Annotated in this window: 18 protein-coding genes; 13 read left to right on the top strand and 5 right to left on the bottom strand. The window is 51.3% G+C overall.

From position 1 onward, the window contains the following. The first annotated feature begins 159 nt into the window (after positions 1-159). From DBY68_RS17725 to DBY68_RS17710, 4 genes are read left to right on the top strand one after another with little or no spacing between them, the layout of a single operon-like run. Positions 160-1,371: an SfnB family sulfur acquisition oxidoreductase gene (locus tag DBY68_RS17725; protein WP_108474456.1), complete on the top strand. Its 1,212-nt coding sequence runs from the start codon at positions 160-162 to the stop codon at positions 1,369-1,371. A gap of 10 nt (positions 1,372-1,381) precedes the next feature. Then, complete coding sequence (locus DBY68_RS17720; protein WP_108474455.1) at positions 1,382-2,047, top strand: methionine ABC transporter permease; 666 nt, start codon at positions 1,382-1,384, stop codon at positions 2,045-2,047. Between the two features lie 22 nt (positions 2,048-2,069). Continuing rightward, the gene (locus DBY68_RS17715) at positions 2,070-2,843 is read left to right on the top strand and encodes a MetQ/NlpA family ABC transporter substrate-binding protein (protein ID WP_108474454.1); all 774 of its coding nucleotides are present in this window, start codon (positions 2,070-2,072) and stop codon (positions 2,841-2,843) included. A 12-nt stretch (positions 2,844-2,855) separates the two neighbouring features. Then, the gene (locus DBY68_RS17710; RefSeq protein WP_108474453.1) at positions 2,856-3,866 is read left to right on the top strand and encodes a methionine ABC transporter ATP-binding protein; all 1,011 of its coding nucleotides are present in this window, start codon (positions 2,856-2,858) and stop codon (positions 3,864-3,866) included. Positions 3,867-3,963: 97 nt separating this feature from the next. On the opposite strand, the gene DBY68_RS23005 is transcribed toward DBY68_RS17710, so the two are convergent. Then, positions 3,964-4,131, bottom strand: a complete 168-nt coding sequence (locus DBY68_RS23005; protein WP_199538671.1) for a hypothetical protein — start codon at positions 4,129-4,131, stop codon at positions 3,964-3,966. 249 nt (positions 4,132-4,380) lie between these two features. On the opposite strand from DBY68_RS23005, the gene DBY68_RS17700 reads away from it, so the two are divergent. The 5 genes from DBY68_RS17700 (at position 4,381) to agp (ending at position 8,837) form a co-directional block, all read left to right on the top strand. After that, a complete protein-coding gene (locus tag DBY68_RS17700; protein WP_233503906.1) occupies positions 4,381-5,208 on the top strand; it encodes an ABC transporter substrate-binding protein in 828 nt (275 codons plus the stop codon). A 1-nt stretch (position 5,209) separates the two neighbouring features. Then, entirely contained in the window at positions 5,210-6,028 is an 819-nt protein-coding gene (locus DBY68_RS17695; RefSeq protein WP_108474451.1) for an amino acid ABC transporter ATP-binding protein, read from the top strand. Beyond that, positions 6,025-6,813, top strand: a complete 789-nt coding sequence (locus DBY68_RS17690; protein ID WP_108474450.1) for an amino acid ABC transporter permease — start codon at positions 6,025-6,027, stop codon at positions 6,811-6,813. Before DBY68_RS17695 ends, DBY68_RS17690 begins: the two co-directional genes overlap by 4 nt. After that, the gene (locus DBY68_RS17685; protein ID WP_108474449.1) at positions 6,803-7,492 is read left to right on the top strand and encodes an ABC transporter permease subunit; all 690 of its coding nucleotides are present in this window, start codon (positions 6,803-6,805) and stop codon (positions 7,490-7,492) included. Before DBY68_RS17690 ends, DBY68_RS17685 begins: the two co-directional genes overlap by 11 nt. Before the next feature lie 103 nt (positions 7,493-7,595). Next, positions 7,596-8,837 (top strand): bifunctional glucose-1-phosphatase/inositol phosphatase, encoded by a 1,242-nt coding sequence (gene agp, locus DBY68_RS17680; RefSeq protein WP_108474448.1) that lies wholly within the window; start codon positions 7,596-7,598, stop codon positions 8,835-8,837. A gap of 187 nt (positions 8,838-9,024) precedes the next feature. Here the strand turns inward: agp and DBY68_RS17675 are convergent, their stop codons facing one another. The 4 genes from DBY68_RS17675 to DBY68_RS17660 form a co-directional block, all read right to left on the bottom strand. Next, positions 9,025-9,252 (bottom strand): YccJ family protein, encoded by a 228-nt coding sequence (locus DBY68_RS17675; protein ID WP_015964936.1) that lies wholly within the window; start codon positions 9,250-9,252, stop codon positions 9,025-9,027. 20 nt (positions 9,253-9,272) lie between these two features. After that, positions 9,273-9,869 carry an NAD(P)H:quinone oxidoreductase gene (wrbA, locus tag DBY68_RS17670; RefSeq protein ID WP_108474447.1) on the bottom strand — a complete coding sequence of 199 codons (597 nt, stop codon included), beginning with the start codon at positions 9,867-9,869 and terminating at the stop codon, positions 9,273-9,275. A gap of 530 nt (positions 9,870-10,399) precedes the next feature. Then, entirely contained in the window at positions 10,400-11,908 is a 1,509-nt protein-coding gene (gene lysS, locus DBY68_RS17665) for a lysine--tRNA ligase (RefSeq protein WP_108474446.1), read from the bottom strand. Between the two features lie 96 nt (positions 11,909-12,004). Continuing rightward, entirely contained in the window at positions 12,005-12,547 is a 543-nt protein-coding gene (locus DBY68_RS17660) for a helix-turn-helix domain-containing protein (RefSeq protein ID WP_108474445.1), read from the bottom strand. A gap of 192 nt (positions 12,548-12,739) precedes the next feature. Between DBY68_RS17660 and DBY68_RS17655 the strand changes: the two genes are divergently transcribed. From DBY68_RS17655 to DBY68_RS17640, 4 genes are all read left to right on the top strand, one after another. After that, on the top strand, positions 12,740-13,033 hold the full coding sequence (locus DBY68_RS17655; protein ID WP_108474444.1) for a helix-turn-helix domain-containing protein: 294 nt from the start codon (positions 12,740-12,742) through the stop codon (positions 13,031-13,033). A gap of 71 nt (positions 13,034-13,104) precedes the next feature. Further along, a complete protein-coding gene (potE, locus tag DBY68_RS17650) occupies positions 13,105-14,430 on the top strand; it encodes a putrescine-ornithine antiporter (protein WP_108474443.1) in 1,326 nt (441 codons plus the stop codon). A 4-nt stretch (positions 14,431-14,434) separates the two neighbouring features. Beyond that, entirely contained in the window at positions 14,435-16,579 is a 2,145-nt protein-coding gene (gene cadA / locus DBY68_RS17645) for a lysine decarboxylase (protein WP_108474442.1), read from the top strand. A gap of 293 nt (positions 16,580-16,872) precedes the next feature. After that, entirely contained in the window at positions 16,873-17,049 is a 177-nt protein-coding gene (locus tag DBY68_RS17640; RefSeq protein ID WP_015964929.1) for a general stress protein, read from the top strand. Positions 17,050-17,181: the final 132 nt, after the last annotated feature.

Here is a 17,181-nt window from a genome sequence, read left to right as displayed (position 1 = left end):
TGAAGTCCCCGTAGGCCTGATAAGCGCAGCGCATCAGGCGCAGTTCGGCACCGTTGCCGGGGGCGCTGCGCTTGCCCGGCCTACAACGGCTCAAACCCCCGTAGGCCTGATAAGCGCAGCGCATCAGGCAAGGACAGCAACCACCAAGAGAACAGAAGCATGTCAGCAGAAAACGATACACAGCGCATACCTCGCGCTCACCTTATTCAAAGCGATGATGAAGCGATAGCCATCGCTCATGAAATCGCGGCATATCTGCAAACGGGCGCATCGGAACGTGACCAGACAGGGATTGTGCCACCTGAGATTGTTGATACATTTTCCAACAGCGGGCTGTGGGGCATTACCGTTCCCCGCCGGTGGGGCGGAGCGGAAGTCTCTGCCGTGACGCTTGCGAAGGTGATTGCCATTATTTCGGCGGCAGATCCCTCGCTGGGGCAGATTCCCCAGAATCATTACTGTCTGCTGGAAGACATTCGTTTGCAGGGGAGCGACGATCAGCAGCAATTCTTTTTTTCCCTTGTGTTACAGGGCTACCGCTTCGCCAATGCGCTTTCGGAAACGGGCGGAAAAACGGTGCAGGATATCCAGACCCGTTTGACGCGCACGCCCGAAGGTTTACGTATTAACGGACGAAAAGGTTACTGCACCGGCTCGCTGTATGCCCACTGGCTGGGTGTGCTGGCGCTGGATGAAGAGGGACTAACACAACTGGCGTTCGTACCACGCAATACCCCTGGTCTGACGGTAATCAATGACTGGCAGTGCATCGGACAACGTAATACGTCCAGCGGTACCGTTCTGGCAGAGAATCTGGCGGTAGAGGCGTTTCATCTGATTCCCTCCTGGAAATCTTATGCTACGCCGACTCTTGCCGGGCCGTTTGCCCAGTTGACGACGGCCGCGATCGATGCAGGGATTGCTCGTGCCGCGCTCAATGATACCGTGCAGTTTGTCACGACCTTTGCCCGCCCGTGGATTGACGCGGGAGTGGAACAGGCAGGAGACGATCCCCTTACCATTTATCAGATTGGCGCACTGGATAGCCGACTTGCCGCCGCCGATGCACTGCTCGAGAAAGCAGGAGAAGTGCTCGATCTTTATAAACATGATCTTAGTGAAGAGACCGTTGCCCAGGCTTCTGTTGCTGTCGCGCGCGCCAAAATATTTACCACCGAAGCCGTGCTGGAAGCGGCGAGTCGCCTGTTTGAACTGGGTGGCACGCGTTCAACGCACCCGCGTTATAACTTCGATCGCCACTGGCGTAATGGCCGCGTTCATACGCTACACGACCCGGTGCGTTGGAAGTATCACCTGCTCGGTAATTGGGTGCTGAACGGTAAGCGCCCACCGCGTCACGATTGGAACTGAGGAGCGCTAAATGCTGGCGTTTCTTGCGCAAATTGACTGGCCCGACGTGGCTGAAGCCGGTATCGATACGTTGACGATGTTGGCCTGGGCGTTGGGCTTTACGGTGCTGATTGGCTTGCCGCTGGGTGTGATTCTCTATCTTACTGGACAGCCGCGTTTGCTCTACGCGCCGTTGCTGCATCGCACGTTGTCGTTACTGGTGAACATAATGCGATCGCTGCCGTTCATCATTTTGCTGATTGTGATGATCCCGCTCACCACGCTGATAACCGGAACCTCGCTGGGTGTACAAGGCACGATCCCCCCGCTCGTTGCCGGATGTGCGCCGTTTTTTGCCCGCCTGGTTGAAACCTCGCTGCGCGAAGTGGATCACGGTCTGGTAGAGGCAAGTTGGGCGATGGGGGGCAATACCTGGCAACTCATCTGGCATACCCTGCTGCCGGAGTCGCGGCCCGGTTTGATAGCGGCTGTCACGGTCACCGCCATTGTGCTGGTTGATTACACCTCCATGGCTGGCGTTATTGGCGGCGGTGGGTTGGGGGATTTAGCTATTCGCTTTGGTTATCAACGTTTTCAAACAGACGTGATGGTGGTGACGGTCGTGCTACTGATTGCGTTAGTGCAGATTTTACAAATGAGCGGTGACCGTCTGGTACGCCGAATGAGTCGAAAATAGAGTATTTAACGGATTGATAAAAATGAAAAAAACATTAATTGCCAGCCTGCTGGCGCTGTTTTCTGTCTCTGCGCTGGCGAATGAAACCTTAACGGTGGGCGCCACGCCGGTGCCGCACGCCGAGATTCTGGAATTTGTAAAACCGGAACTGGCGAAGCAGGGCGTGGATTTAAAGATTAAAGTGTTTAATGACTTTATTCAGCCGAACCAGCAATTGGCCGAGAAAAATCTCGATATCAACTACTATCAATATCGTCCGTTCCTCGATGATTACAATAAAACCCGTCACACCAATCTGGTGCCGGTTGTGGGGGTGCACATTGAACCGTTCGGCGCGTATTCGAGTAAATATAAGAGCGTGAAAGATCTGCCTGAGGGGGCCACTATCGCCATTCCTAACGATCCGGTTAATACGGGGCGTGCGCTGGTGTTACTCAGTGAAGCGGGTCTGATTACCCTGAAAAATCCGCAGGATCCGCAGTCAGAGGAAAAAGATATTACCGCCAATCCGCATCACTTTAAAATTCGCCCGCTTGAAGGCGCAATGCTGGCACGCGCAGTAAACCAGGTTGACCTTGCTTTTATCTTTGCGAACTATGCACTGGAAGCCGGCATTGATACCGATAAAGCGTTAATTGTTGAAAAGGGAAAAAGTCTGTACGTCGAATATCTGGTGGCACGTCCGGACGATGTTAACGATCCCGGTATCCAGAAACTGGCAAAAGCGCTTAATTCCCCGGAAGTCCGTCAGTTTATCCTGACGCGCTATCAGGGAAAAATCATGCCTGGGTTTTAAGAGGGTAATCGGATGAGCGTGACACAATCGACGCCCGAAATACAACTTCGCGGCGTTAGCAAAACCTATGCTAATGGGGTGAAAGCCCTGGATAATATCGAACTGGATATTTATGCCGGAGACATTTTTGGCATCATTGGCCGCAGTGGCGCGGGGAAATCGACGTTGCTGCGTTTGTTTAACGGCCTTGAGCAGGCCGACAGTGGCGATATCACTATTCATGGTGTGTCTGTTACAGGTAAACGGTCACAATTGCGCGATTTACGTCGCCGCGTGGCGATGATATTTCAGCACTTTAATTTGATGTCGACCAAAACGGTGGCGCAGAACGTTGAGCTGCCGCTGCGTATGGCCGGAATACCTGCACAAGAACGCCGGCAACGGGTGGACGAGATTTTGCGTCTGGTAGGCCTGGAATCACTTCGTGACAGCTGGCCGTCACGGCTTTCTGGCGGGCAAAAGCAGCGAGCCGGTATTGCTCGCGCCCTGGTCATGCAGCCGGAAATCCTGCTTTGCGATGAAGCCACTTCAGCGCTGGACCCGGAAAATACCCTCGCGGTGCTAACACTGCTGAAAGAGATCAATCAGCGGCTTGGGCTGACTATCATTCTGATTACCCACGAAATGGACGTGATTCGCACACTCTGCGATCGGGTGGCGGTTATTGAGAAAGGGCAAATCGTCGAGCAGGGGGAGGTGTGGCGTGTCTTTGGCGATCCGCAGCACGCGGTGACCCGAGGGATGCTCGGAACGTTGCATCATGGCCGCGCAGAAAGCGGTACTCAGGTGGAGGACGGTCAGCAACTTATTACTCTGCATTTTAATGGTGTCAGCGGGCTGGAGCCTGATCTCCAGCACATTACTCGCGTGCTGGGAGGTAACGCTCGGTTGGTTTACAGCAGTTGTGAGCCGATTCAGGGCCGGGTTGTCGGGCAGCTAAAAATTCGACTGGATACGCCGATGACGCGGGAGGTGTTGCGCCTGGCGGAGCAGGTAGCAGACAGGATTGCCATTCACGAATAGCGCGGCATTGACCGTCGTCCCAGGAGGTGACGCGGTCAATCAGTTAGCAAGGTGAGCGCACAGCTCATTCCAGTAGGTTTCGCGGATAAGACGTTTCTCAGCGTGCTTTGTCACGAAACCACTCCGGCTCAATATTGGCGACATCCACACCGTACAGGCTCGCGACCGGAAGCACCGATTCAATAATGCGCTCCACATTATGTTCATCTGACCCCAGCCATATTTGTTGCAGGCGCTGCAAAAGCGCTGTTAGCAATATTTTCATTCTTTTCTCCAACGTCATTTTAACCGTATAAAAACAGTAAACTCCTTCCTTTAAAAAGATGAAATAACAATATTGGCTGACCTTTTGCGATAACTGGCATTAGATTTTGTTAATTCATTTACCTTCATATAACAATGTTTTCACTAATATTTTTTTGCTCTTGATAATAAAGATTCGTTATTTGGTGAGAGCGAAAGCTTATGGGAGCGTAACAGCACACAACAAAAACAGGGATATCGGAGAAAAACTATGGCACTGAAATTACATACCGCACAGACGCTGGCAATATTTGTCGGGCTGGCCGTCAGTACGCTGGCGGTAATTCCGGCGCAGGCCGATCAGCTGGCAGATATTAAAGCCAAAGGCGTGGTGAAAGTGGCAACCTTTGACGCTAATCCACCGTTTGGCTCCGTCGATGCCAAAACCCATGAGCTGGTGGGGTATGACATTGATTTTGCTAAAGCACTGGCAAAATCACTGGGGGTGAAACTGGAACTGGTGGCGACCAACCCGGCTAACCGCATTCCGCTGCTGCAATCGGGCAAGGCAGACCTCATCGTTGCGGATATCACCATTACCCCGGAACGTGCGCAGGTAATTGATTTCTCAACGCCTTATTTCGTGACCGGCCAGCAGTTCCTGGTGCCAGCGGCGTCTGGCGATAAACTGGATGATTACAGCAAAGCGCGCATTGGTGCGGTAAAAGGCACTACCGGCGAACAGACGTTGCATCAGCGTTATCCGCAGGCGCGCGTGCTTTCCTATGACGATATTCCGCTGGCGCTTACCGCACTGCGCAACGGCAATGTTCAGGCGATAACGCAGGACAGTACCATTCTGGCGGGGCTGCTGGGAGAAGCGCCGGATAAAGCGAAATTCAAAATTATCCCGGATTTACTGAGCAAAGAAGAGATTGGCGTCGGCGTAAAAAAAGGCGAACCCGCGCTGTTAAAAGCGGTGAATGATGAACTGGTGAGCCTGGAAAAATCGGGCGAAGCGGTGAAAATTTACGACACCTGGTTTGGCCCGGCGACGAAAGCGCCACAGCCACGTTCCTTTACCATAGAAGCAAAATAATATGTTGTCGGCGTTATTCTCTCGTTCCGCGGCGAAGGCCGCGGATTTCTCTCATCTTCAGCAAGCGAGCGTGCAGTTTCGTCAGGCGGTGAAAAGCTATGGCGACCATCGTGTGCTGAACGGTATCGATTTAACCATTAATGCCGGGGAAGTCGTGGCGATTTTGGGGCCATCAGGCTCAGGGAAATCGACGCTGATTCGCCTGATAAACCAACTGGAAAATCTGAGCGGTGGTGAAATTCTGATTGATGGTAAAGCGACCTCTCAGCTCACGGGTAACGCACTGCGTCAGTTACGCAGCCGGATTGGCTTTGTTTTTCAGCAATTTAACCTCTACGCCCACCTGACGGCTCAACAAAACATCATGCTGGCGCTGGAGAAAGTGCATGGCTGGTCGCATGCCAAAGCCGAAACCAGGGCGCTGGAACTGCTGCGCAAGGTCGGGCTGGAAGAGAAAGCTGACCATATGCCCTCGCAGCTTTCCGGCGGCCAGCAACAACGCGTCGCGATTGCCCGCGCACTCTCATCCTCACCGCAAATAATTTTATTCGATGAACCGACGTCGGCGCTGGATCCCGAAATGATCGGCGAAGTGTTGCAGGTCATGCAGTCGCTGGCACACAGCGGCATTACGATGATTGTGGTGACGCATGAAATGCAGTTTGCGCGTGAAATCGCTGACCGGGTGGTGTTTATCGATGGTGGTGATGTGCTGGAAGTCGCGCCGCCGGCGACGTTCTTTGCGCGACCACAGCATCCCCGCGCCGTGCAGTTCCTGCAAAAAGTGCTCGATCCGCTGCATCAGGAGCGTGCCGAGTGACTCACTTGCTTGACTGGCAGGGCGTGCTGACCGGGCAGCCTTTGCAATGGATCCTTTCCGGTTTTCTGACCACCTTGTGGGTGACGCTGGCAGGCATAGTGCTGGCGAGCCTGCTGGCAATTCTGTTTCTGGCGCTGCGTTTGTCGGGGGGGCGCGCGGGGCGTGGGGTCACTGCCGCGTGGGTGTCGCTGTTTCGCAATACGCCACTGCTGGTGCAGTTGCTATTCTGGTATTTCGCCGCCTGGAATCTGCTGCCGCAGGGCATGCGGGATTTCGTCAATGACGACCACGCCTGGTCTACTCTGCCGGGTAATGTCTGGTGGCTCACACCGGAGTTTCTCTGTTCTGCATGGGGGCTTGGCGTATTTACTTCGGCGTTCTTGATTGAAGAGGTGGCATCTGGGCTGCACAGCGTGTCGAATGGTCAGCGGGAGGCGGCACTGGCTCAAGGGTTTAGCTCGTGGGGAATGTTGCAGCATATTCTGCTACCGCAGGGGCTGGCGAATGCCTGGCAACCGATCGTGGGGCAGTATCTCAATCTGATGAAACTCTCTTCCCTTGCGAGTGGCATCGGCTTTGCTGAACTGACTTATCAGGTACGACAAATCGAGAGCTATAACGCCCATGCGCTGGAAGCCTTTGCTGTTGGCACGGTGCTGTATCTCATCACCGGAGTTGTGTTGGGATTTCTGTTCACGCGTATCGGCCCGCCGCCAGTGGGAACCGCAAAAAGGGTGAAAAAGGTTTCGCTGAGTATCGCCGGGAGAGTTGAAGATGGACGCTAATCTGGCGGTTATTATTGATAATCTGGATTATTTACTCTGGGGCCGATTGATGGACGGCGAACCGGGCGGCGTGGTATTGACGTTGATGATGGCGTTGGGGGCCGGGGTGCTGGCGCTGCCCGGCGGCATTGTCCTCGCCTGCCTGGCATGGCGCTATGACGGTGTGGTTCGCAAGTTACTCTATCTGTGGGCGGAAATTATTCGCGGCATCCCGCTGATTTTCGTCATCTTCTGGCTCTGGTATCTGTTACCCATGTTGACCGGCAGTGACTTGCCAGGTGCTTTGACGGTCACGTTGGCCCTGGCCTGGTTTACGGCCGCATCAGTGATGCATTCGGTACTGGCGGGGCTTCGCGCGCTTTCAGCCGGGCAATATGAAGCCGCATTGACGCAAGGTTTTAGCGCGGGGCAGAGTTTGCGTTTTATCCTCCTGCCGCAGGTGCTGAAAAATGTTATGCCGTCATTGCTGGGGATATTCATCGGCCTGCTGAAAGATACGTCGCTGGCCTTTATCGTTAACGTGCCGGAACTGACCACCGTCGCGGGGCAGGTGAACAATCGGGTGCAAATCTACCCGATGGCGATATTTATCTTTGTCGGTCTGGTGTACTACCTGCTGTGTGCCGCGCTGGGGCTATTGGCGAAACGATGGCAACCCGGAAACTATTCGCCAACGTGATGAAAATACGCGCTTAATCCCAGCTTTGCGAGCTAACCCCCGGAAAATTGTCACATTACTGTCACAATCAAGCGGTGGGTTATCACGCAAAGAGGATTGAGGGATGAAAAAAGCCGTACTGGCCGTCGCGGTGGCGACGACACTATTAACCTCCGTTGCCGCGCAGGCAGAGACCTCCCCGGAGGGATACCAGCTTCAGCAGGTGTTGATTATGAGCCGACACAACCTGCGCGCGCCGCTCGCCAATAATGGCAGCGTGCTGGAACAATCCACCCCGCAAGGCTGGCCGGAATGGGATGTCCCTGGTGGGCAACTCACCACCAAAGGCGGCGTGCTGGAAATCTATATGGGCCATTACATGCGTGAATGGCTGGCGCAGCAGGGGATGGTGACCTCAGGCGAGTGCCCGACGGATAACACGGTATACGCATATGCCAATAGCCTGCAACGCACGGTGGCGACAGCGCAATTCTTTATCACGGGGGCATTCCCGGGGTGTGATATTCCGGTTCATCATCAGGCTGCAATGGGGACCATGGACCCGACCTTTAACCCGGTGATCACCGTCGATTCTGCGCAGTTCAGCCAGCAGGCCGTGCAGGCAATGGAAAAAGAGCGTCAGCAAATGCATCTCGACGAGAGCTATAAACTGTTGGAGCAAATTGCCGACTACCGTCAGTCACCGAGCTGCAAAGAAAAACAGCAATGCGATCTGAACGGGGCGAAAGACAGTTTCAGCGCGCAATACCAGAAAGAGCCGGGTGTTTCCGGGCCGTTGAAGGTGGGGAACTCGCTGGTGGATGCCTTTACGTTGCAGTACTACGAGGGTTTCCCGCTCGATCAGGTGGCATGGGGTAAAATCAAGACTGACCAGCAGTGGCGTGTCTTATCACAGCTGAAGAACGGTTATCAGGACAGTCTCTTCACCTCTAAAGAGGTGGCGCAAAACGTTGCTGCGCCGCTGGTGAAATATATCAATAACGCGCTGGTTGCAGATGCAGACAAATCTGCCAAAGTGACGTTGATGGTTGGGCATGATTCCAATATCGCCTCGTTACTGACCGCGCTCGATTTCAAACCTTATCAGTTGCATGACCAGTATGAGCGTACCCCAATTGGCGGAAAAATCGTTTTCCAGCGCTGGCATGACGCGAAAGGAAACCGTGATTTGATGAAGATTGAGTACCTGTATCAAAGCACGAAGCAAATTCGTGACGCACAGGCCTTGACCCTGCAATCACCACCGCAGCGCGTGACGCTGGCGCTGAACGGTTGCCCGGTGGATGCTAACGGTTTCTGCCCGATGGAGACGTTTAAAGCGGTGATGAAGGACACTGTGAAATAGGAGAGGTTAGTTGTTTACCCCTCACCCTAACTCTCCCCCCAAAGGGGCGAGGGGGCCTACCGATCGCGGTGTGGCTTTCTTCCTCTCCCTGTGGGAGAGGGGCGGGGTGAGGGCGTCAGCGCGCAAGGACTCATCCATAACAAAAAGGCTCCCATCGGGAGCCTTTGTCATTCACACAGCACGTTCATCAAACGTTTTTACGTTCGATGGTCTGCTCGCCCCAGAAGAGCGAATCTTTATCGGTTTTACTGAACGCCAGGGCGAGGACTTCATCACTGCCTTCTTCCCAGATCTGTTCGGCCAGTTTTTCATCATATTTGGCCACCTCAAAAATCGCCTGGGCGATTTCCGGCGAGGTGTTGCGCAAGCTCGCCCATTCGTTAACGTGGTGAGCTTTTGCTTCTTGTGTTGGCATAGAAATCCTCCTGCTGAAGATTAACCTTTTAACTTAACCGCAAGGCCGGCGACATATTCACCCTGATAGCGGGCAATGGCGAGTTCTTCTTCGCTCGGCTGACGTGAGCCGTCGCCGCCCGCGATGGTGGTCGCGCCATAAGGCGTGCCGCCGCGAACCTGGGAGACATCAAATAATTCCTGTGCGCCGTAGCCGATAGGAACAATCACCATCCCATGATGAGCAAGCGTAGTCCATGTTGAGGTTATCGTCTGCTCCTGACCGCCGCCGGTGCCGGTAGAACTGAAGACGCTACCGATTTTGCCGTACAGCGCGCCAGAAGCCCACAGACCGCCGGTTTGATCAAGGAAAGTACGCATCTGCCCGGACATATTCCCGAAGCGAGTAGGGGTACCAAAGATGATGGCATCATATTCAGCCAGTTCCTGCGGCGTGGCAACCGGCGCGGTGTGCGTTTTCCCGCCCGCTTTAGCGAAAGCTTCCGGTGACATGGTTTCAGGAACGCGTTTGACGACAACTTCGGCGCCAGAAACCTTATTTGCACCCTCTGCGACAGCTTTGGCCATCGTCTCAATGTGTCCATACATGGAATAATAAAGCACCAGAACTTTTGCCATCTGCAACACTCCTCGGTTTATCGTTACACAGCTTTTCGCTGTCCTTCTTTAAAGATAAGCCGTGTCGACAGGAGTGCAAACTTTAGAACCATTTCTTTGATTTGTAACAATGACGCATGTGATTGAATGTAAAATAAAGATTCACTGTTAATGTTTTGAAATGATCTGACAAATTGACCTGCTCAGAAAGCAGCCCAACCAATATGTCAGCGTAGCTACGCGGGCAAAAACTGCCCGCGTTGACGTTAAAATGTCACTCCGCGTGTTTTAAGCCAGTGACGCGCACACACTTCCGAACAGGTACGAAAGTGAATATCAATTGTGAGCCTGCTGTCTCGGGTAACGTTAAACACGCTGGCAGGCCCATTGGCGTCATGATCGCTGACCAGCAGATCGCCTGAGGCTGGTTTGTCACCTGATATCAATGTCCCAATGATGAACTCTCCATGCTCGTTAAGGCTGCAAATACACCCTGTTCTGGCACTGAAATGCAATACCACATTGCACAATTCGCTTCCTCCTGCGATCGCTCAGTTTACCGGGCGCAGAGTCGGAAAGAGAATGACATCGCGGATAGTGGCCGAGTCTGTAAAAAGCATCACCATCCTGTCGATCCCGATTCCCAGGCCAGCCGTGGGCGGTAATCCATATTCCAGCGCCGTGACGTAATCTGCGTCGTAATACATCGCTTCATCATCCCCTGCGTCTCTGGAGGCAACCTGAGCCATAAAACGTTCAGCCTGATCTTCGGCATCATTCAGTTCTGAGAAGCCATTGCCAATTTCTCGTCCACCAATAAAGAATTCGAAGCGATCGGTTATCTCGGGATCGCTATCGTTACGCCGCGCCAGAGGTGAAACTTCGGCCGGATATTCGGTTATAAAGGTGGGTTGAATCAGATGGCTTTCAGCGACGACGTCAAAGATCTCCGTGATGAGGCGCCCATTCCCCCAGTTCTCCTCTGGCGTAATCGCCAGACGATGTGCCAGCGCTAACGTTTTCTCCGGTGAATCAAGCTCCTCCGGTTGAATGTTATTGCCATATTTCACTATGTCTTCTTTCATGGTCAGCCGCGTAAAAGGTTTACCAAAGTCAAAAGCGTATTCGCCATAGGTCACCACTGTGTCGCCTGTAACCTCCATGGCGACCTGGCGGAATAGCGCTTCGGTCAGGTCGATGAGATCGTTGTAGTCGGCATAAGCCATATAGAGTTCCATCATGGTGAACTCTGGGTTATGGCGCGGTGAAATGCCCTCATTGCGGAAGTTGCGGTTAATCTCGAAAACGCGTTCAAAGCCGCCAACCACCAGGCGTTTAAGATAGAGCTCAGGAGAGATGCGCAGGAACATATCCTGATTTAACGCATTATGACGCGTAATAAAGGGGCGCGCTGATGCACCGCCAGGAATAAGCTGCATCATCGGCGTTTCGACTTCCATAAAGTGCCGCGTATGCATAAAGTTGCGAATCACCGACATGATTTGTGAACGCACCTTGAAAGTGTGGCGCGTTTTTTCATTGGCGATAAGATCCAGATAACGTTGTCGATAGCGCCGCTCCTGGTCAGTTAGCCCATGAAATTTATCGGGTAAGGGTTTGACGGCTTTGGTGAGAAGACGCATCTCTTTGCAGTCGAGGGTCAGCTCACCTGTTTGTGTTTTAAACAACACACCCGATGCACCGATAATATCCCCCTGATCGACCAACTTAAGAAGCGTGTCATATTTCCCGGCATTAAGATTCTTCTCACTGATATAGAGCTGAATTCTTCCCCCCATATCCTGAAGCGTTAAGAACGACGCTTTACCCATCACCCGCCGGGTCATCAGTCGCCCTGCAACAGATACGCTAATTTTATGCTCGCGAAGTGCTTCGGCACTGAATGCATCATAGAGATGGTGCAGGGATTCCGATGTTGCATCACGACGGAAGTCGTTAGGAAAGGCGTTACCTGACTGACGAAGCTGCGCAAGCTTTTGTGTACGTACACTGACTTCGTCTTGTAAGGTTTGCTCGTTATCTGAAGTTTCCATCCTCATAGCCTCCTGGGCAGTAGTCGCTATCGCGTACTTTACTGCCAGGGTGAGCGTTATTGCAAGAAAAATGATCTCGATAAAGATCATTTCGGGTTTAATCTAGCCCTCATTTTTTTGCTCAGACTTTAACGCATCAATCAGCGCCTGTGCGCGAAAATAGAAATCACGACGTTGAGAGGCGTTAAGTTCCGACAACGCCTGAGCCAGGTGGTGACGTTGTTCCGACTCACGCAAGATCCCCTGAATACCTTCTTTGTGAACCAGTTTCAGTACGGCTTCTTGTTCTTGTCGGTCGAGCGAATTGAATACCAGCATCCAGGCCATCTGTAGCGGTTCGCTTTGCGTGGGTTCGGCTCTGTTGACTTGATAAACCGGAGCGTCGTCACGAAGTGTAACAGAGGACTCGTCGCGATCCCCCCAGGCTAACCACTCGATGGTAACCCCTTCAAGTTCAGCGATTTTGGCTGCCACGCTAAGAGAGGGTTCCGTGCCCCGGGTGATGTAATTATTAAGGGTCGAGTAGGAGAGTTGCCAGGCTTTCGCTGCCGCCCGGGTGCTTCGACGACCAATCAGGTAGCGGAGCCTGTCCGCTAAAGAAATCAGTTCACCCTTCTCATCAATGTGCCGACCTTCATTACTCATTTTTATCCATCCATCGTCATTGAGCTCTGTGATTGGTTCACATAGAGATCATTAAAATACGATTTAAATCACAAAAACTGTGTTTAGTGCTTTTTGTTATCTCAAAAGAGATCAATGCTAGTGCCAGCAGCATCATATTGAATTCACTCCATGGGGTTAACCCAAGGGGTAATTGCAGAGGGTAATCCAATTATGGTCACAAATGAAGATCGTGCTGACTGGCACAGAGTAGATATTGTTGCGGCACTCCATAAACAGGGGCTCTCGATTCGCGCGCTTTCCGTTCGTTCAGGTCTTAAGCCCGACACGCTCAAGAATGCGCTCTCACGTGCCTATCCAAAAGCGGAACGCATTATTGCTGATGCGCTGGGTCTCACGCCGGAGAAAATCTGGCCCAGCCGTTATCCCAATATCGGGAACGCACCATCAAATCCCCCTTCATTAATGAATGAATCTCTTTCATACAAGGATCGTCTTATGACGTAGCGAAACTTTCAGCGTAGATAGAGTGTGTCGTATTCAAGGAAATTATAATTTTATTATAAAGAGAAGTCATTATGAGTAATCCCGGGAATAAAATGGGCGTAATGCACCTGACGATATTAACAGCGGTAAATATGCTGGGGTCAGGCATTATTATGTTACCGACAAAGCTTGCTGAAGTAGGCACAATGTCTATATTGTCCTGGCTGGTGACCGCATTTGGATCGCTTGCGCTGGCATGGGCATTTTCGAAATGCGGTCTCTTTAGTTCGAAAAGTGGCGGCATGGGCGGGTATGCAGAGTATGCATTTGGAAAGTCAGGAAATTTTATTGCTAATTATACGTATGCAATAAGTTTATTAATCGCCAATATCGCCATTGCAATTTCTGCCGTAGGTTACGGAACGGTTTTATTTGGCGCAGAACTTACTCCGGTTCAGGTTTGCCTGGCAACAATTGCAGTGCTGTGGGTGACCACTGTATTAAATTTCGGTGGGGCAAAAATAACAGGGCAAATTGGTTCTGTTACCGTCTGGGGCGTCATTATTCCTGTTGTAGGGTTATGTGTTATTGGCTGGTTCTGGTTTAGTCCATCGCTTTATATTAGCGCATGGAATCCCAATAATATGGATTTCTTCTCCGCAATTTCAACGTCAATCTCTATGACGCTGTGGGCATTCCTGGGATTAGAATCTGCCTGTGCGAATATGGATGCTGTCGATAATCCGCAAAAAAATGTTCCCATTGCCGTTTTCGGCGGTACGCTGGTTTGCGCCGTTATCTATATTTTATCCACTAACGTTATCGCGGGTATTGTTCCGAATCTCGATCTTCTGCACTCTACAGCACCGTTTGGTTTGGCTTATGCTTCAATGTTTACGCCGGTGGTCGGAAGCATTGTTATGTTCCTGATGGCGCTGGCCTGCATTGGATCGCTGCTAGGCTGGCAGTTTACCGTGGCCCAGGTCTTCAAATCTTCGGCCGATATCGGTTATTTCCCTCGCGTGTTTTCACGCGTCACGGCGAAAGATGCGCCCGTTGTTGGCATGATTATTTTAGGCATTATTCAGACGTTACTGGCATTGATGATCATAAGTCCGTCGTTGAATAAACAATTTAATAGTTTGGTTAATCTGGCTGTCGTAACTAATTTGGTGCCTTATGTTCTCTCCATGGCAGCGTTAATACCGATGCAAAAATTAGCAGCAATTCCTGGTGGGCAGATGAAAGCCAACACATTTATTGCACTGCTGGGTACTATCTATAGCTTCTATGCACTTTATTCATCTGGTGAAGAAGCCATGATGTTGGGGGCGTTAGTCACATTCTCTGGCTGGACTTTCTGGGGCATGTTTATCCAGAAAAAGGGTGAGAGCGCAGTAACGGCTTATCAGGGATAAGAAAATGAAAATAATTGCAATCATGAATCACTTTGGTGTTCTGGCAAAAGAAGCACCTATCGAAGAACTGCATAAAAAGTTACTGGCAGAACAGTATCGTATTATTTATCCAGAGGATGTGGATGACCTCATGGAGTTGGTCGAAAATAACGCGAAAGTGTGTGGTGTTGTTTTTGACTGGGATACATGGTCAGTGCTCTTACCAAAAAATATCTCAGGATTAAATGAACAGTTGCCAATGTATGCATTTTCAAGTCAGCGTAAGCAGCTCGAAATAAATGTAGAGGATCTTGGCCTTAACCTTCATTTTTTCGAATATGCTTTTGACGAGGTGGAAGAGATTGCCGCACGCATTCAGCGCGGAACTGACGCCTATTTTGATGCGATTCTTCCACCGTTTACGAAAGCGCTGTTTCGCTATGTAGACGAAGGGAAATACACGTTTTGCACACCGGGCCATATGGGCGGAACGGCTTTCCAGCAAAGCCCAGTGGGGAGTCTTTTCTATGACTTTTTTGGCGCAAATACCATGAAGTCAGATATCTCGGTGTCTGTGTCTGAACTCGGTTCGCTTCTTGACCACTCCGGCCCTCATCGTGAAGCAGAGAATTATATCGCCGAGGCATTTAACGCCGACCGCAGCTACATGGTGACAAACGGCACATCGACAGCCAATAAGATTGTGGGCATGTACGCCGCACCTGCGGGAAGCACTATTTTAGTTGACCGTAATTGCCACAAATCGCTGACCCATTTAATGATCATGAGCGACGTCACGCCAATCTACTTTCGTCCAACGCGAAACGCGTGGGGAATTTTAGGCGGTATTCCTCGCAGCGAGTTTGCTCGCGAAACGATCGAAGCGCGTATAAAACAGACGCCAGGTGCGACCTGGCCCGTTCATGCCGTGATCACCAACTCCACCTATGACGGGCTTCTTTATAACACCGACTACATTAAACAGACGCTGGATGTAAAATCCATTCACTTTGATTCTGCCTGGGTGCCCTATACCAATTTCAGCCCCATCTACAAAGGGTTGTGTGGAATGAGTGGCGAGCGTGTACCGGGTAAAGTGATATATGAAACGCAGTCTACACATAAATTGCTGGCCGCTTTTTCCCAGGCTTCAATGATTCATATTAAAGGGGAGGTGGAAGAGGAGACCTTCAACGAAGCGTTTATGATGCATACTTCTACGTCGCCTCACTACGGTATTGTTGCCTCGATTGAAACCTCTGCGGCGATGATGAAAGGAAATACGGGTAAGCGATTGATGGAAAACTCCATCCTGCGCGCCGTTCGTTTCCGTAAAGAGATTAAAAAGATTAAGTCCGCTTCAAATAGCTGGTTCTTCGACGTCTGGCAGCCAGACGATGAATCTTTGGCACCTTGCTGTTGGAATCTTACACCGGAAGCAGAATGGCACGGATTTAAAAATATCGATGATGGGCACATGTTCCTTGATCCCATTAAAGTCACTCTGCTCACTCCTGGTATGGATAAACAGGGCAAAATGGAGGAGCAGGGGATTCCGGCATCCATCGTGGCCAGATATCTCGATCAGCATGGCATTATTGTCGAGAAAACAGGCCCCTATAACCTCTTATTCCTGTTCAGTATTGGTATCAATAAAACCAAAGCGCTGAGCCTGCTGCGAGCATTAAATGATTTCAAATGTGCCTACGATCGTAACGAGCTCGTCAAAGAGATGCTGCCCTCGGTCTATGAAAAGCAGCCCACGTTCTATGCCGGTATGCGCATTCAGGAGCTGGCAAACGGCATTCATCAACTGATTCGCCAGCACAAGTTGCCAGAGTTAATGTTCCGCGCTTTTGAGAATTTACCCACGATGGTGATGAACCCTCATGCGGCTTTCCAGAAAGAGCTTCATGGCGAGATAGAGGAGATCTACGTCGACGACATGATTGGGCGGGTCAGTGCCAACATGATTCTGCCGTATCCGCCAGGTGTACCTCTGGTGATGCCCGGAGAGATGCTAACCGAGGAGAATCGCCCTACGCTTGAGTTCATACAAATGCTCTGTGACATTGGTGCCTGGTATCCTGGGTATGAAACGGATATCCATGGCGCTTATCGACAAGCCGATGGTCGTTATACGGTTAAAGTGATTAAGAACGTGCGTTAAGCGCACCTGACACCCTGCCCCTTATTGTTAAGGGGCAGACAGAAGCATCATGACACACTTTCTCTTATGCATTTTTTTGTTGAGATAAGAGTTAATTATGACGCGTTCTTATCGTAACGGTGTTCTGAGGCCATGAACCCATTACAAAATGTTACAAACCCCCTCATAAACCTGCGTAGTTCGCTAAGCTTAGTGTCACGCAGCACAAAAAATGGTCAACGCCATTGCTGCGGGGGAATGACTCCCTGATTTCACGTAATGCAATATGATGTCTAATCAACTGGAGGTCAGAAATGGCAAATCATCGTGGTGGTTCAGGTAACTTTGCTGAAGACCGGGACAGAGCATCAGAAGCAGGTCGTAAGGGTGGCCAGCACAGCGGCGGTAATTTCAAAAATGATCCGCAGCGCGCCTCCGAAGCAGGTAAAAAGGGAGGGAAAAACAGCCATGGTAGCAACCGCAACAGCTAACCTCTCACAGGGCTGAGTTAATCCGTAGCGAGTGTTTATGCACTCTGTAACCCCCTCCGCCGCCGATGGATCCGGCGGCTTTTTATTTTGCGTCTCCGCCTTGAACTGTGACCTTGCTCACTGCACACTGTA

It is taken from the genome of Pseudocitrobacter sp. RIT415 (genome assembly GCF_003057695.2).
GTDB lineage: Bacteria > Pseudomonadota > Gammaproteobacteria > Enterobacterales > Enterobacteriaceae > Pseudocitrobacter > Pseudocitrobacter faecalis.
This window is presented reverse-complemented; position numbering and strand designations above follow the sequence as displayed.

Excerpts from the sequence above, each read along its gene's own strand:
- DBY68_RS17720 (WP_108474455.1), top strand. The coding sequence starts at position 1,382 with ATGCTGGCGTTTCTTGCGCAAATTGACTGGCCCGACGTGGCTGAAGCC.
- DBY68_RS17655 (WP_108474444.1), top strand. The coding sequence starts at position 12,740 with ATGGTCACAAATGAAGATCGTGCTGACTGGCACAGAGTAGATATTGTT.
- lysS (WP_108474446.1), bottom strand. The coding sequence starts at position 11,908 with ATGAGGATGGAAACTTCAGATAACGAGCAAACCTTACAAGACGAAGTC.
- DBY68_RS17640 (WP_015964929.1), top strand. The coding sequence starts at position 16,873 with ATGGCAAATCATCGTGGTGGTTCAGGTAACTTTGCTGAAGACCGGGAC.
- DBY68_RS17695 (WP_108474451.1), top strand. The coding sequence starts at position 5,210 with ATGTTGTCGGCGTTATTCTCTCGTTCCGCGGCGAAGGCCGCGGATTTC.
- DBY68_RS17660 (WP_108474445.1), bottom strand. The coding sequence starts at position 12,547 with ATGAGTAATGAAGGTCGGCACATTGATGAGAAGGGTGAACTGATTTCT.
- DBY68_RS17725 (WP_108474456.1), top strand. The coding sequence starts at position 160 with ATGTCAGCAGAAAACGATACACAGCGCATACCTCGCGCTCACCTTATT.
- wrbA (WP_108474447.1), bottom strand. The coding sequence starts at position 9,869 with ATGGCAAAAGTTCTGGTGCTTTATTATTCCATGTATGGACACATTGAG.
- cadA (WP_108474442.1), top strand. The coding sequence starts at position 14,435 with ATGAAAATAATTGCAATCATGAATCACTTTGGTGTTCTGGCAAAAGAA.
- potE (WP_108474443.1), top strand. The coding sequence starts at position 13,105 with ATGAGTAATCCCGGGAATAAAATGGGCGTAATGCACCTGACGATATTA.
- agp (WP_108474448.1), top strand. The coding sequence starts at position 7,596 with ATGAAAAAAGCCGTACTGGCCGTCGCGGTGGCGACGACACTATTAACC.
- DBY68_RS17700 (WP_233503906.1), top strand. The coding sequence starts at position 4,381 with ATGGCACTGAAATTACATACCGCACAGACGCTGGCAATATTTGTCGGG.
- DBY68_RS17685 (WP_108474449.1), top strand. The coding sequence starts at position 6,803 with ATGGACGCTAATCTGGCGGTTATTATTGATAATCTGGATTATTTACTC.
- DBY68_RS17710 (WP_108474453.1), top strand. The coding sequence starts at position 2,856 with ATGAGCGTGACACAATCGACGCCCGAAATACAACTTCGCGGCGTTAGC.
- DBY68_RS23005 (WP_199538671.1), bottom strand. The coding sequence starts at position 4,131 with ATGAAAATATTGCTAACAGCGCTTTTGCAGCGCCTGCAACAAATATGG.
- DBY68_RS17675 (WP_015964936.1), bottom strand. The coding sequence starts at position 9,252 with ATGCCAACACAAGAAGCAAAAGCTCACCACGTTAACGAATGGGCGAGC.
- DBY68_RS17715 (WP_108474454.1), top strand. The coding sequence starts at position 2,070 with ATGAAAAAAACATTAATTGCCAGCCTGCTGGCGCTGTTTTCTGTCTCT.